We start from the raw sequence: 13,816 nt of genomic DNA on the forward strand, positions 1-13,816 counted from the left end.
TTTTTCGTTTGAACCTCCGCGTTTGCGGCCCCGTCGATATGGGGGCCAGCCCCCCGTCGCTGGCGCGCCGTCCCCCGGGATTTTCTGAACCAGAGAAGATGCGGGGTTTTTCGGTGGCGGCGCGGCCTTGGTCGGCATAGGGTCCAGCCACTGCAAATATGGGGGCATCGACATGACATTTTCTCTGGCAACCTGGAACATCAACTCGGTCCGCCTGCGCGAACCGATTGTGCTGAAGCTGTTGGCCGAACACGGGCCGGATGTGCTGTGTTTGCAGGAATGCAAAAGCCCCGTGGACAAGATCCCGCGCGAGGCGTTCAACGCCGCAGGGTACACCCATATGGTTGCGCGCGGTGACAAGGGGTACAACGGTGTTGCCATCCTGAGCCGGTTGCCGATCGAAGAGGTCGGAGCCGAGGATTTCGCCGGACTGGGCCATGCCCGCCACGTGTCGGCGCGGCTGGAAAACGGTGTGACCGTCCACAATTTTTACGTCCCCGCCGGCGGCGACGAGCCGAACCGCGAACGCAACGTGAAGTTTGGCCAAAAGCTGGATTACCTGACCGAGATGCGCGACTGGTTCCACGCACAAAAGCCGGAAAAGTCGATCATGGTCGGCGATCTGAACATCGCGCCGCGCGAAGATGACGTTTGGGACCACAAGAAGCTGTTGAAGATCGTAAGCCACACCCCGGTCGAGGTCGAACACCTGGCGCAGGTTCAGGATGCGGGCGACTGGGTGGACATCACGCGGCAGGATATTCCCGAGGGGCTGCTGTATTCGTGGTGGTCCTACCGCGCGAAGGATTGGGATGCCGCCGACAAAGGCCGCCGTCTGGACCACATCTGGGCCACGGGCGACATTGCGCAGGCAGGCCATTCCAGCCACGTTTTGCGGGATGCACGTGGTTGGGAAAAACCCAGTGACCATGCCCCGGTCTTTGCGACCTTCGACCTTTGAATTTGGCGCGACAGCGCACATATAGAAGACAAACACTGATGCAAGGACGGATGAAATGGAATTGAACCTGAGTGCAGCGGAGCCGCAAGCGACCGATCTGATCAAGGACGTGTCCGAGGCAACCTTCATGGCCGACGTGGTCGAAGCCAGCCAGACAGTGCCGGTGATCGTGGATTTCTGGGCGCCATGGTGTGGCCCGTGCAAAACACTTGGCCCGCTTCTGGAAGACGCCGTGCGCGCCGCCAAGGGGGCCGTGAAGATGGCCAAGGTCAACGTGGACGAGGCGCAGAACATCGCCGGTCAGTTGCAGATCCAGTCGATTCCGACGGTTTACGCCTTTTACAAGGGGCAGCCGGTTGACGGCTTTCAAGGCGCGGTGCCGCCTTCGGAAGTCACTGCCTTTGTCGAGCGTGTGATCAAGGCAGGCGGCGGTGAAGCCCCCAGCGACACATTGAACGACGCGGTCGAGGCGGCCGAGGAAATGCTGGCCGAGGGATCATTTGACGATGCGGCGCAGACCTTTCAGGCGATCCTGGAAGAAGACCCCGCACACGCCGGTGCCTATGGCGGTCTGGTGCGCGTGCACATCGCCAAGGGTGATCTGGACCACGCCGAGGCGGTCCTGAACGGTGCCCCCATCGAGATTTCCAAAAGCCCCGAGCTGGAAGCCGCCCACGCGCAGCTTGAACTGGCGCGTCAGGCTGCGAACGCCGGTCCCGTGGATGAATACCGCGCGGCGGTCGAGGCCAATGCAGACGACCATCAGGCCCGTTTCGATCTGGCGCAGGCCCTGCACGCGCACGGTGACACGGAGGCGGCGGTTGCCGAGCTGTTGGAGCTGTTCAAGCGTGACCGCGACTGGAACGACGGTGCGGCCAAAACGCAATTGTTCACCATTTTCGACGCGTTAAAGGCCAACGATCCGGTCGTCTTGAACGGGCGGCGCAAGCTTAGCTCGATGATATTTGTCTGATCCGTGCACCGGACTAGATAAGGATTATGCGCACCGCTGTTGATCTTCCCGACACCATCCCTGTGTTCCCCCTGCCGGGGGCCTTGCTGTTGCCGCGTGCGCATCTGCCGCTGCATATCTTCGAGCCGCGTTATTTGCAGATGCTGACCGATGCGTTGAAAACCGACAGCCGGATCATCGGCATGGTTCAGCCCAATCCGGTGCCGGGCCGGTCGGAAAATACGCTGCACACCATTGGCTGTGCGGGCCGCGTCACCCAGTTTTCGGAAACCGAGGATGGCCGGTACATGGTCACCCTGACGGGTCTGTCGCGGTTTCGCGTGGTGGAAGAGATCGAAGGGTTCACGCCCTACCGCCGGTGCAAGGCGTCGTGGGCAGGGTTTGACCGCGATCTGGGCGACAGCGAAACCGACGAGACACTGGACCGTGGGCCGTTTCTGTCGCTGCTGGGCCGGTATTTTGACGCGCGCGATCTGTCTGCCGATTGGGACACGCTGAAAGAGGCCGACGATGAATTGCTGGTCAATTCGCTGTCAATGATGCTGGACTTTCAGCCCGAGGACAAACAGGCACTGCTGGAAGCGCCATCGCTGGACACGCGGCGCGAGACGCTGGTGACCTTGATCGAATACGCGCTGCGCGGCGGCGGCGAAGGGGAGTTTTTGCAATGACCGGAAATGCGATTGAGACCGACCGCAGAATGCTCGAGGCGCTGGTGTGTCCGTGCACCCAGGCGACGCTGCGCTACGATGCCGAGGCGCAAGAGTTGATCTCGGAGGGGACCAAGCTGGCCTATCCGATCCGCAACGGCATTCCGATCATGCTGGACAGCGAAGCGCGCGTGATCGACTGATTTTCAGTAGGGCAGGGGGGGCGTTACAGCGGCTTGCCCTGCATCAGGCGCGGCAAATCGCCAGTCAGACCTGCGGCCTCGCGGATAGCGCCACGGCGCAGGCCGGGCAGCGCACCGATCACCCCCATGCCAATGTCGCGCCCGATCCGCAGGATGGGGTTGTCGTTTGAAAACAGACGGTTGAATGCGTCTGTCGCCATCGCCAAGGCGGTGTTGTCAAACCGCCGCCATTCCTGATAGCGGGCCAGCGTGGCGACGCTGCCGATGTCTTCGCCGCGCCGCGTGGCGTCGGTCAGCACTTCGGCCAGTGCGGCGATGTCGCGCATGCCTGCGTTCAGGCCCTGGCCTGCAATCGGGTGCACGCCATGTGCCGCATCCCCGATCAGCGCGACACGGTCGGCCACCATTTCGGTCGTCAGCGACAGGCCCAGCGGATAGGTCCAGCGTTTGCCAGTCAGACGGATGTCGCCCAGAAAATCGCCAAAGCGGGGGCGCAGCATGTCGATATAGTCCGCATCCGGCAGGGCATTGAACGCGTGCGCGTTCGCGTCGGTTTCCGACCAGACGATCGAGCTGACATTGCCGGGCAAAGGCAGGATCGCAAGCGGCCCCTGCGGCATAAAAAACTGGTGTGCAATGCCGTGGTGCGGCAGGTCGTGTTCGATGGCGCAGACCAGCGCGGTTTGGTCGTAGGACCACGCGATCCGCTTGATCCCCGCACGCTGCGCCGTGCCGCTGGCGCGGCCATCGGCACCGACGGTCAGCCGCGCGGTCAGCAGTTTGCCATCGTCCAGCGTCAGCGTGATGCCGGCGGCATGGGCGCGCTGGCCGGTGACGGCATGGCCGGACAGTTGCGTGATATGGTCGCTGGCGTCCATCGCGTCGATCAGGGCGCGGCGCAGGTGCCGGTCCTGAACCATGTAACCCATTGGCCCTTCTTCTATTTCCGCATGATCGAAGTGCATGAAAAACGGCGATGGCCCTTCACCCGCGCGCCCGTCGGTCACCTTGATTTCCAGCATCGCTTGCGCGTTGTCCGCCAGTTGGTCCCACAGGCCCAATCCCGCCAGCAGTCGCTGCGATGTCAGCGCCACGGCATAGGACCGCCCGTCGAAGGCGGCGTTCTTGCGCACGGATTGCGCGGTGGCGTCGATGACGGTGACGCGGTGGCCTTGGGACGCCATGGCAAGCGCCAGAAGGGGGCCGTTCAGCCCGCCGCCGATGACGGCAATATCGGTATCTGTGTTCATGACCTCCAATATGAGCGCGCGGCAGGGATTGTCCATGCGCCGAGGCGTCGCTACCGTCGCGAAAACGCAAAAGGAGCGGCGCGATGCAGGACTGGTTGTGGATGACGGCAAGCGATTTGGGGCGCGGTATAGGCGCGGGCGAGATTGACCCCGTCGCGCTGACGCAGGTCTATCTAGACGCCATCGAAGGCCACGACCTGCGCGACCGCATCTATGCCCGCGTCACCCGTGACCGTGCGCTGGCCGAGGCCGCCGCCGCCGCCGCGCGTGCGGGCAGCGGGCAGCGGCTGTCCTTGCTGGACGGCGTGCCGGTCAGTTGGAAAGATCTGTTCGATACGGCTGGCGTGGCGACCGAGGCGGGATCGAAGCTGTTGGCGGGACGTGTGCCGGATCGGGATGCCGTTGTGCTTGAGGCTGCGACGGCGGCGGGGCTGGTCTGTCTGGGCAAGACGCATATGAGCGAACTGGCGTTTTCGGGGCTTGGCTATAACCCGTCGACGGCAACGCCGCCTTGCGTGAACGATGCCGATGCGGTGCCGGGCGGGTCGTCTTCGGGGGCGGCGGCGTCGGTGGCCTTTGGTCTGGCGGCGGCGGGCATCGGGTCTGACACGGGCGGATCGGTGCGTATTCCGGCGGCGTGGAACGATCTGGTGGGGTTGAAAACCACGTCGGGCCGGTTGTCGCTGGAAGGTGTCGTGCCGCTGGCGCTGAAATTCGACACCATCGGCCCGCTGGCGCGCAGCGTCGAAGATTGCGCGCAATTGCTGGCGATTCTGGAGGGTGGCAAGCCTGCCGATCTGGCGGGCGCCACGCTGAAAGGGCGGCGGCTGGCCGTGGTGAATACGGTGTTCATGCAAGACGTGCGCGATGCGCCGCTGGCAGCCTTTGAAAGCGCGGTCGAGCGGATGCAGGCGGCGGGTGCCATCGTCGAGCGGATCGAAGTGGACGCCGTCCAAGAGGCGCTGGATTGTACCGGACCGCTGATTCCGACCGAAGCGTACGGTCTGTGGCGCGATGTGATCGAAGCCAAGCCCGATGCGATGTTTTCCGAAGTGCTGAAACGGTTCCGGCTGGGGGCCGATGTCAGCGGGCCGGACTACGTCGCGGCCTGGGCCGCGCTGGAGGCGGCGCGGTTTGGCTATGATGCGGCTGTGGCAGGATATGACGCGGTGATTGTACCGACCGGCGCCAATCTGCCGCCGAACCTGGAGCGGTTGAACACCGAGGATGATTATTACCGCACCGAGAACCTGATGACCCTGCGCAACACGCGCATCGGCAACCTGTTGGGGCTTAGCGCGTTGACCCTGCCGACCGGCGTGCCAAGCTGTGGTGTGATGCTGATGATGCCACCCGATTGCGAAGAAGCGCTGTTGCGGCTAGGCGCTGCGGCCGAGGCGGCGCTGGCGTGATCTGAGGGCGTGCATTTGGGGGCTTTGCCCCCGCCCTGCGGGCGCCCCCAGGATATTTTTAGCCAAAAGAACACGCGCAGTGCGCGAATGCCACAAGTTGCCGCTTTGGCGTGGTTTTGGTGGACGAGTTGGGGCACCTTGCGCTATCCTTGACCAAACGGGGCGACAACGATCCCGATCCGAGGCAGTTTTATGAATTTTCCCGAGCGGTTTTCGAACCTTCCGGCCTATGCGTTCCCGCGTCTGCGCGCGCTGTTGGACCATCATACCCCTGGCGGGGACGTGGTGCATATGACCATTGGCGAGCCGAAACATGCGTTTCCGGCCTGGGTCACGGATGTGATTGCGGAAAATACCGCCGGATTTAACTCTTATCCCCCGAACGAAGGCACGCCCGAGCTGCGGCAGGCGTTTTGCGACTGGGTGGCGCGGCGCTATGACGTGACGCTGGACGCGGAGACCAATGTGCTGCCTTTGAACGGCAGCCGCGAGGGATTGTACAACGTCGCAATGGCGCTGTGCCCCGAGAGCAAGAACGGCCAGCGCCCCGTGGTGCTGATGCCGAACCCGTTCTACCAGGTCTACATGCTGGCGGCGATTTCGGTCGGGGCCGAGCCGGTGTTTGTCAGCGCCACCGAGGCGACGGGACATTTGCCGGATTACACCAGCCTGCCCGCCGAGGTGCTGGCGCGGACAGTGGCCTGCTACATCTGCTCGCCCGCAAACCCGCAAGGGGCCGTGGCCGATCATGCCTATTGGTCCGATCTGATCGCACTGGCAGAGCAGAACGATTTCCAGATCTTCGCAGACGAATGCTATTCCGAGATTTACCGTGATACGCCCCCTGTGGGCGTCTTGCAGGTGGCGCGTGATGTGGGGGCCGACCCCGAGCGGGTCGTAGCCTTTCATTCGCTGTCGAAACGGTCGAACCTGCCGGGGCTGCGGTCGGGATTTGTTGTGGCGGGACCGCAAAGCACAGCGCGGATGCGTCAGTTGCGGATGTACACGGGCGCGCCGTTGCCTTTGCCGTTGCAAGCGGCCGCCGCCGCCGTCTGGGCGGACGAGGCGCATGTGGACGACAACCGCGCTCAGTACCGCGAGAAATACGACATGGCCGACCGTATTTTGGGCAATGTTGCGGGATACAAAGGCCCCGAGGCGGGCTTTTTCCTGTGGCTGCCGGTCGAGGATGGCGAGGCCGCGGCGCTGAGCCTGTGGCAGGCGACAGGCGTGCGGGTGCTGCCCGGCGCATACCTGAGCCAGAATGACGCGGCGGGTGTGAACCCGGGCAAAGGATATATTCGGGTCGCTTTGGTGGCCCCAAAGCCGGACGTGGAGCGGGGCCTGACGGCCATTCGTGACCATCTTTACGGCGCAGAATAACGAGGGACGAGAGCTATGGCATATCAGACACGCGGGCGCGATCCACTGTTGGACACCAACATGGCCGAGGCCATCGAAAAACGGGGCAAGGAGCTGGTTGGCATTGCCCTGTTGGTGGCCGGTCTGATGGCGGCTGCGATGATCGGGTCCTATACGCCGGATGATCCCAACTGGATGATGTCGACCGATGCGCCGGTGCAGAACTGGCTGGGCCGCACGGGCGCGTCGATTGCGGCACCCTTGTTCATGATCGCAGGCTGGGGCGCGTGGGGCATTGCCGCCGTGCTGCTGGTCTGGGGTGTGCGCTTTGCCCTGCACGCGGGTGACGAGCGGGCCGTGGGCCGGTTGATCTTTGCCCCGATCGTGGTGGCCTTTGGTGCGATCTATGCCGCGACGCTGGAACCTGACGCGCAATGGCTGCGCACCCATTCCTTTGGGTTGGGCGGGTTGTTCGGCGACACGGTCATGGGCGCGATCCTGACGATATTGCCGCTTGGCTCGGCCTTTGCGGTCAAGACGATGTCGCTGCTGATGGGTGTCGGAATCGTGGTTCTGTCTGCCTTTGTGATGGGCTTTACCGCCGTTGAGCTGAAACGGATCGGGCGGTTTTTGCTGATCGGGCTGATCATGGTTTATGCGTGGACCATGACGCTGTTGGGGCGCGGGGCCGCGGGTGCCGTGCAGGGCGCGCGTGTTCTTCAGGCGCGCACCGCCGAGCGTCGTGCGCAAAAGCGGATCGAAGCCGAAGAAAACCAGGCCTTTGCGGCACAGCAAAGCTTTGCCCAGCCGGTCGCGCACAAGGCGTCCGAGCCGACCATGTTCAAGGCGGATGCCGCGCCCAAGACCGGATTGCTGGCGCGGATGCCCACGCTGGTCAAACGCCCCGACGCGCAGCCCGAGCAAGAGATGCCCGAGCCGGAGCTGATCGAAAACTATAGCACCGCCGATGTGGGCGAAGGCCCCGGCGACGACCGGATCAAGGCCAAGATCGCCGACGTGATCAAAAGCCGCGTGCGTCAGGTGCCTGTCTTGCAGGCCGAGAAAACGGATACATCTTTGACCCGCGGTCTGGGGGCGGGCCGTCGCCCCGCGCCGCTGGTGCTGAACACCACGCGTCCGGCTGCTTTGCCGTCCGAACCGCCGATGACGGCCCCCGCCGCGGCTGCTGCCCCCGCAATGCGGGCCGAGCCGCCGCTGACCGCATCGCGTGCGGCTGATTACTTCTCGAAACCTGCGACAAAGCCGGTTGCCGCGCCAACAGTGGCCCCTGTGCGCGCACCCGCGCCCGAACCGATGGCCTATGCCCAAACGGACGATTACGCGGATGAACTGATCGAGGATCAATACGCCGAGGCTGAAGACGAACATTTTGAAGCGCTGTCGTTGCAACAGCCGCAAGCCCAAGCGCCGGTGATTCCCGTGGCCGAGCCACGCAAGGTTGTGCAGCAACCGGTGCGCAAGGTGGTGCAGCCCAGCAAACAGGCCCGCGCCGAAGCGCAGCCCGCGCTGTCGTTCGAGGACACGCACCCCGGTTTTGAACTGCCGCCGCTGAGCTTGCTGGAAAGCCCCGAAACCGTGCAACGTCTGCACCTGTCGGACGAGGCGCTGGAAGAAAACGCGCGCATGTTGGAAAGCGTGCTGGACGACTATGGCGTCAAGGGCGAGATTGTCAGCGTGCGTCCCGGTCCCGTTGTGACCATGTACGAACTGGAACCCGCACCGGGCTTGAAAGCCAGCCGCGTGATCGGTCTGGCCGACGACATCGCCCGGTCGATGGCGGCGCTGTCGGCGCGTGTGTCGACCGTACCGGGCCGGTCGGTCATCGGGATCGAACTGCCCAACGAGCACCGCGAAAAGGTGGTCTTGCGCGAAATTCTGGCCAGCCGCGATTTTGGCGACAGCAACATGCGCCTGCCGCTGGCGCTGGGCAAGGACATTGGCGGCGACAGTGTCGTGGCCAACCTTGCCAAGATGCCCCACCTGCTGATCGCGGGGACCACCGGGTCGGGTAAATCCGTGGCCATCAACACGATGATCCTGTCGCTGCTGTACAAGCTGACGCCGCAGGAATGCCGCCTGATCATGATCGACCCCAAGATGCTGGAGCTGTCCGTCTATGACGGCATTCCGCACCTGCTGTCCCCCGTTGTGACCGACCCGAAAAAGGCGGTTGTCGCGCTGAAATGGACCGTGGGCGAGATGGAAGAACGCTATCGCAAGATGTCCAAAATGGGCGTGCGCAATATCGAGGGTTACAATGGTCGCGTCCGCGAGGCGCTGGCCAAGGGCGAGATGTTCAGCCGCACGGTGCAGACTGGCTTTGACGACGACACCGGCGAGCCGATGTTCGAGACCGAAGAATTCCAGCCCGTCGCACTGCCCTATATCGTGGTGGTCGTCGACGAGATGGCCGACCTGATGATGGTCGCGGGCAAGGAAATCGAGGCCTGCATCCAGCGTCTGGCACAGATGGCGCGGGCCAGCGGCATTCACCTGATCATGGCGACACAGCGGCCTTCGGTCGATGTGATCACCGGCACGATCAAGGCGAACTTTCCCACGCGGATCTCGTTCCAAGTGACCTCGAAAATCGACAGCCGCACCATCTTGGGTGAAATGGGGGCCGAGCAGCTGCTGGGCATGGGAGACATGCTGTACATGGCGGGCGGCGCCAAGATCACCCGCTGTCACGGCCCCTTTGTCAGCGATGAAGAGGTCGAGGAAATCGTCAACCACCTCAAGGCCTACGGCGCGCCGGACTATGTCAGCGGCGTGGTCGAAGGGCCGGACGAGGACAAGGAAAGCAACATCGACGCGGTGCTGGGCCTCGGCGGTAACACCGACGGCGAGGACGCGTTGTACGACACGGCGGTGGCCATCGTGATCAAGGATCGCAAGTGTTCGACCAGCTACATCCAGCGCAAGCTGGCCATCGGCTATAACAAGGCCGCGCGTCTGGTCGAGCAGATGGAAGATCAGGGCGTTGTCAGCGCGGCCAACCACGTGGGCAAACGCGAAATTCTGGTGCCAGAACAGTAACCGGCCCAAAATTCGGAACCGGGGCGGCCTGTGCGGGGTTTGGGACTGACATCAACCGCAAAGGCCGCCCCAGTCATGTCCGCCACATCCCTTTTACATCGACTGTGACCGGTAGGCGGCGGCGGGCTTTGGCCCGTTGCAGGCGCAAGGTGGCGCTTGTTATCGCATATCAATGCAGCCCTCCCTATATCTGTCTGCAACGAACACTTGGAAATACGAGGCAACCAACATGCTGAACTTGAAAACCTTCTTGCCCGCCTGCGCCCTCGCGCTGAGCGTGGCGGGCGCTGCGGCGGCGGACAAACTTCCGCTGAACGAGATCTCGCAATACCTGAACACCCTGCGCACGGCGCAGGGCGATTTCACCCAGATCAACGACGACGGGTCCATCAGCACCGGCGAAATTTTCATCAAGCGCCCGGGTCGCGTGCGGTTTGAATACAACGCCCCCGAAACCGCGCTGGTCGTGGCGGGTGCGGGGGCCGTGGTGATTTACGATTCGAAATCCAACGCCCCGCCCGAAACCTATCCGCTGTCGAAAACGCCGCTGTCGATCATTCTGGCGGACAACGTCAATCTGGGGCAGGCGCGGATGGTGACAGGGCATGACTATGACGGAACGGCCACCACCGTGACGGCGCAGGACCCCGCGCATCCCGACTATGGCAACATCCAACTGAAGTTTACCGGCAATCCGGTGCAGTTGCGTCAGTGGGTGATCAATGACAGCAGCGGGTCCAGCACGACCGTGGTGCTGGGCGATTTGAAAGTGGGCGGCACATTGGCCAACAGCATGTTTGACACGGGCAGCCCGGGCAAAGCACCGGGCCGCTAAATCGGGCCGCTAAGCCCCGCGCGTCAGCGGCGGCGGCATCCGGCAAGCTGGGTGGCATACATATTGGCGCGGGCATCGACGTTGCCCGCGACCTGCACCAGCCACGTCTTGCTGTTGTAGCTGCCGCGCGCAAAGCCTGTCTGCCCTTCGTGATAGGCCAGATACTGGTTGCGCGCATCGGTCAGCGCCACGCTGTTGCGCTGGTTCGTGGTGTTCATGTACCAGCCCATGAAATCAGTCGCATCCTTGATGCGGTCGCGGCGGGCGCGGTGTTTGCCTGTCTCGCGCTGGTATTCTTCCCACGTGGCGTCCAGCGCCTGCGCATAGCCATAGGCGCTGCTTTGGCGGCCCATGGGAATCACCCCCGCCGCATAGCGGAACGGCGTGCGCGCGTTGGCGATGAATTTGCTTTCCTGGTGGATCGTGGCCATCTGCACATGCACTGGCACGCCCCAGCGGCGTTCAGTGGCGCGGAAGGCCCGCATGTATTCGGGACGCTGTTGCACAATGACACAGGCATCGTCCAATCCGCGTGGCGCGGTTGATTCACCGCCCCCACACGAGGCCAACACCAACAGCGCGATCATAGCTCGCAAGGTTCTGCTCATTTTACTGTCTCTGCCTCAAGGTTCCGCCACATTTATCGGGCGGATTGTTTTGCAGGCACTATAGCCGATTTTGCGGCCCGGGGAAATCCTCTTTGCGAAGATCGGCGGCGCACCGCGGTCTGATGCGATGGCACCACTGTCATGGGTGATGGCACAAACTGTTTCTGCCTTATCGGCGCAGTTTCATGGACAAATCCTGCTTGAAAAGGCTACGTTCCCCCGATAGGGGCTGGAACTTATGTTGAGATTGCGCGCCAAATACCATCTCGGACAAGTCGTCCGTCACAAGAAACACCCCTTTCGCGGGGTGGTTTTTGACGTGGACCCCCAGTTTTCGAACACCGACGAATGGTACGAAGCGATTCCCGAGGACAGCCGTCCGCGCAAGGAACAGCCGTTCTATCACCTGCTGGCCGAAAACGACCAAAGCTACTACGTGGCTTACGTATCCGAGCAGAACCTGGTGGCAGACTATTCCGGCGAGCCGGTGGATCACCCCGACATCCCTGACCTGTTCGGCCCGTTTCAGGACGGCGCCTATCCTCTGCATTTCCAATTGAACTAAAGCGCTCCGCCTTAAACTTGAATCGCCAATACCCTGCCGCGCTGCGCGCTCTCGGGCCATTGGCGATGTGATCTGTTTCAGGTGAAAGGCGGGACGCTTTAGGCGGCGTCGGGCGCGCGGTCTGATCCGCGCACCCTGTTTGCCTTAGTATCCCAGCGCGCAGCCGTCCTTGCGTGGATCGCTGGCACCTTCCAGCACGCCACTGTCATGCACTTTGATCGCCTGCGCCCCGCCAAGGGCCGAATTGGGGATTTCCACGGTGTGGCCCATGTCGGCCAGTTCCTGCCGCACAGCATCGGAATAGCCACGTTCGACCTGCAACACGCCCTTTTCGGGAAAGCTGCGCGGCCCGTCGATGGCTGTTTGCGGGTCCATGCCGAAATCGGTCAGGTTGGTGGCAAAGCGGGCGTGACCCGTCGGTTGGTATTGGCCGCCCATCACGCCAAAGGGCATGATCGGTTTGCCGTTCGACCGGATGATGCCCGGAATGATCGTGTGCATGGGGCGCTTGCCGCCCTTCAGCTCGTTCGGGTGCCCTTCGGTCAGCGAGAACCCTGCGCCACGGTTCTGAAGCAGGATGCCGAATTTGTCCGAGGCGATGCCCGATCCGAAGCCGTGGAAGATCGAATAGATCAGCGACACGATCATGCCGTCGCCATCGACGACAGTGATATAGATGGTGTCCTTGTGCACCGCTTCCGAGATTTGTGTCGCACTGGCCATGGCGCGTTTGGGGTCGATCAGCGCGGCCAGTTTGGCGGCCGTGTCTTCGGACAGCAGGTGGTCCAGCCGGGTCATGTGATCGGGGTCCGCCAGAAACCGGTTGCGGGTGTCATAGGCCAGCTTGGCCGCCTCGGCCTCGATATGGGCGCGCTGCGCGCCGAAGGGGTCCATCGACGCGATGTCAAAATTCTTGAGGATGTTCAGCAGCAACAGCGCGACAGCGCCCTGACCGTTTGGCGGATGCTCGACCACTTCGATGTCTTTGTACGCGCCTGCCACGGGGTTCGTGTCGGTGCAGGCGGCATTGGCAAAGTCCTGCGCCGTGTGCGCGCCGCCCAATGCGGCCAGCGTCGCGATCATGTCCTCGGCGACCTCGCCGGTGTAGAACGCATCGCGCCCGTTCTTGGCGATGCGGCGCAGCACCTCTGCCTGTTTGGGCGCGCGGAAGATTTCGCCGGCCTTGGGCACCTGGCCGTTCACCATGAACGTCTCGCGCGCCGATCCTTGCAGGGCGTCGGCGCAGGGAATCCAGTCTGCGGCCACACGTGGTGCTACGGGCACGCCCGCTTCGGCATAGTGGATGGTGGGGGCCAGCAGCGCATCAAGGCCCAGCTTGCCCACACGTTCGGACAGGGTGCAGAACGCGTCGACGGCACCCGGCACCGTTACCGCGTGCGGGCTGCCCAGCGGCACAGTGTCGTGGCCCGCATCGCGCAACATGGCGGCGTCCAGTCCCGCAGGTGCGCGGCCCGAACCGTTCAGCGCGTTGACCTTGGTTTCGCCGGGCATCGACCATAGCACAAAGCAATCGCCGCCGATTCCCGTCATTTGCGGCTCGCAAATGCCCAGCAGCACAGCGCCGGCAATGGCCGCATCCATGGCATTGCCGCCGCGTTTCAGGATGTCGATGGCAGTGGCAGCGGCCAGCGGGTGCGACGTCGCGCACATCCCGTTTGTGGCCATGACGGGCGAGCGGCCCGGGAAATGAAAATCGCGCATGGTGGCTCCAGTTGTATATGACAACAGATACCTAGCGGGCCAAAGACCAAAGGCCAAGCGTGCAGCGATGTGGGAAGGTAAGGTCCTCGGTGCCGTGCACTGGGTGGGGGCTGTTACACACGACACCGAGGGAAGCTATATGCAGCTACAGGTGCAGTTTTGCCTGTTGATCAAGGCGGGAATGAGGAGCCAATCAGGCCCTTTTGGGATTTGCG

Annotated in this window: 12 protein-coding genes; 9 read left to right on the plus strand and 3 right to left on the minus strand. The window is 63.0% G+C overall.

Annotated elements, in window-relative coordinates; all coding sequences use genetic code 11:
• The first annotated feature begins 172 nt into the window (after positions 1 to 172).
• The 4 genes from AAC077_RS10890 to AAC077_RS10905 are packed head-to-tail and all read left to right on the plus strand — an operon-like array spanning position 173 to position 2,787.
• Positions 173 to 961, plus strand: a complete 789-nt coding sequence (locus tag AAC077_RS10890) for an exodeoxyribonuclease III (RefSeq protein WP_339769403.1) — start codon at positions 173 to 175, stop codon at positions 959 to 961.
• Between the two features lie 55 nt (positions 962 to 1,016).
• The gene (trxA, locus tag AAC077_RS10895) at positions 1,017 to 1,934 is read left to right on the plus strand and encodes a thioredoxin (protein WP_339769405.1); all 918 of its coding nucleotides are present in this window, start codon (positions 1,017 to 1,019) and stop codon (positions 1,932 to 1,934) included.
• A 26-nt stretch (positions 1,935 to 1,960) separates the two neighbouring features.
• Entirely contained in the window at positions 1,961 to 2,605 is a 645-nt protein-coding gene (locus AAC077_RS10900; RefSeq protein WP_339769407.1) for an LON peptidase substrate-binding domain-containing protein, read from the plus strand.
• Positions 2,602 to 2,787: a Trm112 family protein gene (locus tag AAC077_RS10905; RefSeq protein WP_339769408.1), complete on the plus strand. Its 186-nt coding sequence runs from the start codon at positions 2,602 to 2,604 to the stop codon at positions 2,785 to 2,787. The genes AAC077_RS10900 and AAC077_RS10905 overlap by 4 nt, the downstream gene beginning before the upstream one ends.
• A gap of 23 nt (positions 2,788 to 2,810) precedes the next feature.
• Here AAC077_RS10905 and AAC077_RS10910 read toward each other — a convergent pair whose 3' ends face one another.
• Positions 2,811 to 4,037: a UbiH/UbiF/VisC/COQ6 family ubiquinone biosynthesis hydroxylase gene (locus tag AAC077_RS10910; RefSeq protein WP_339769410.1), complete on the minus strand. Its 1,227-nt coding sequence runs from the start codon at positions 4,035 to 4,037 to the stop codon at positions 2,811 to 2,813.
• 83 nt (positions 4,038 to 4,120) lie between these two features.
• Between AAC077_RS10910 and AAC077_RS10915 the strand changes: the two genes are divergently transcribed.
• From AAC077_RS10915 to AAC077_RS10930, 4 genes are all read left to right on the plus strand, one after another.
• Complete coding sequence (locus tag AAC077_RS10915) at positions 4,121 to 5,449, plus strand: amidase family protein (protein WP_339769412.1); 1,329 nt, start codon at positions 4,121 to 4,123, stop codon at positions 5,447 to 5,449.
• A gap of 192 nt (positions 5,450 to 5,641) precedes the next feature.
• Complete coding sequence (locus AAC077_RS10920) at positions 5,642 to 6,832, plus strand: aminotransferase class I/II-fold pyridoxal phosphate-dependent enzyme (protein ID WP_339769415.1); 1,191 nt, start codon at positions 5,642 to 5,644, stop codon at positions 6,830 to 6,832.
• Positions 6,833 to 6,847: 15 nt separating this feature from the next.
• A complete protein-coding gene (locus AAC077_RS10925) occupies positions 6,848 to 9,871 on the plus strand; it encodes a DNA translocase FtsK 4TM domain-containing protein (RefSeq protein ID WP_339769417.1) in 3,024 nt (1,007 codons plus the stop codon).
• A gap of 229 nt (positions 9,872 to 10,100) precedes the next feature.
• The gene (locus AAC077_RS10930) at positions 10,101 to 10,706 is read left to right on the plus strand and encodes an outer membrane lipoprotein carrier protein LolA (protein WP_339769419.1); all 606 of its coding nucleotides are present in this window, start codon (positions 10,101 to 10,103) and stop codon (positions 10,704 to 10,706) included.
• Between the two features lie 23 nt (positions 10,707 to 10,729).
• Here AAC077_RS10930 and AAC077_RS10935 read toward each other — a convergent pair whose 3' ends face one another.
• Complete coding sequence (locus AAC077_RS10935; RefSeq protein WP_339769421.1) at positions 10,730 to 11,314, minus strand: lytic transglycosylase; 585 nt, start codon at positions 11,312 to 11,314, stop codon at positions 10,730 to 10,732.
• A 238-nt stretch (positions 11,315 to 11,552) separates the two neighbouring features.
• On the opposite strand from AAC077_RS10935, the gene hspQ reads away from it, so the two are divergent.
• Positions 11,553 to 11,879 (plus strand): heat shock protein HspQ, encoded by a 327-nt coding sequence (gene hspQ, locus AAC077_RS10940; protein ID WP_089421479.1) that lies wholly within the window; start codon positions 11,553 to 11,555, stop codon positions 11,877 to 11,879.
• Positions 11,880 to 12,023: 144 nt separating this feature from the next.
• Here hspQ and ggt read toward each other — a convergent pair whose 3' ends face one another.
• Positions 12,024 to 13,601, minus strand: a complete 1,578-nt coding sequence (gene ggt / locus AAC077_RS10945) for a gamma-glutamyltransferase (protein WP_339769424.1) — start codon at positions 13,599 to 13,601, stop codon at positions 12,024 to 12,026.
• Positions 13,602 to 13,816 lie beyond the last annotated feature (215 nt).

The organism is uncultured Pseudosulfitobacter sp. (assembly GCF_963976325.1).
Taxonomy (GTDB): domain Bacteria; phylum Pseudomonadota; class Alphaproteobacteria; order Rhodobacterales; family Rhodobacteraceae; genus Pseudosulfitobacter.

What these genes read in the sequence shown, in the direction of transcription:
- AAC077_RS10890 (WP_339769403.1), top strand. Translation starts at nt 173, where the DNA reads ATGACATTTTCTCTGGCAACCTGGAACATCAACTCGGTCCGCCTGCGC.
- AAC077_RS10920 (WP_339769415.1), top strand. Translation starts at nt 5,642, where the DNA reads ATGAATTTTCCCGAGCGGTTTTCGAACCTTCCGGCCTATGCGTTCCCG.
- AAC077_RS10910 (WP_339769410.1), bottom strand. Translation starts at nt 4,037, where the DNA reads ATGAACACAGATACCGATATTGCCGTCATCGGCGGCGGGCTGAACGGC.
- AAC077_RS10930 (WP_339769419.1), top strand. Translation starts at nt 10,101, where the DNA reads ATGCTGAACTTGAAAACCTTCTTGCCCGCCTGCGCCCTCGCGCTGAGC.
- AAC077_RS10935 (WP_339769421.1), bottom strand. Translation starts at nt 11,314, where the DNA reads ATGAGCAGAACCTTGCGAGCTATGATCGCGCTGTTGGTGTTGGCCTCG.
- AAC077_RS10905 (WP_339769408.1), top strand. Translation starts at nt 2,602, where the DNA reads ATGACCGGAAATGCGATTGAGACCGACCGCAGAATGCTCGAGGCGCTG.
- trxA (WP_339769405.1), top strand. Translation starts at nt 1,017, where the DNA reads ATGGAATTGAACCTGAGTGCAGCGGAGCCGCAAGCGACCGATCTGATC.
- ggt (WP_339769424.1), bottom strand. Translation starts at nt 13,601, where the DNA reads ATGCGCGATTTTCATTTCCCGGGCCGCTCGCCCGTCATGGCCACAAAC.
- AAC077_RS10915 (WP_339769412.1), top strand. Translation starts at nt 4,121, where the DNA reads ATGCAGGACTGGTTGTGGATGACGGCAAGCGATTTGGGGCGCGGTATA.
- AAC077_RS10900 (WP_339769407.1), top strand. Translation starts at nt 1,961, where the DNA reads ATGCGCACCGCTGTTGATCTTCCCGACACCATCCCTGTGTTCCCCCTG.
- AAC077_RS10925 (WP_339769417.1), top strand. Translation starts at nt 6,848, where the DNA reads ATGGCATATCAGACACGCGGGCGCGATCCACTGTTGGACACCAACATG.
- hspQ (WP_089421479.1), top strand. Translation starts at nt 11,553, where the DNA reads ATGTTGAGATTGCGCGCCAAATACCATCTCGGACAAGTCGTCCGTCAC.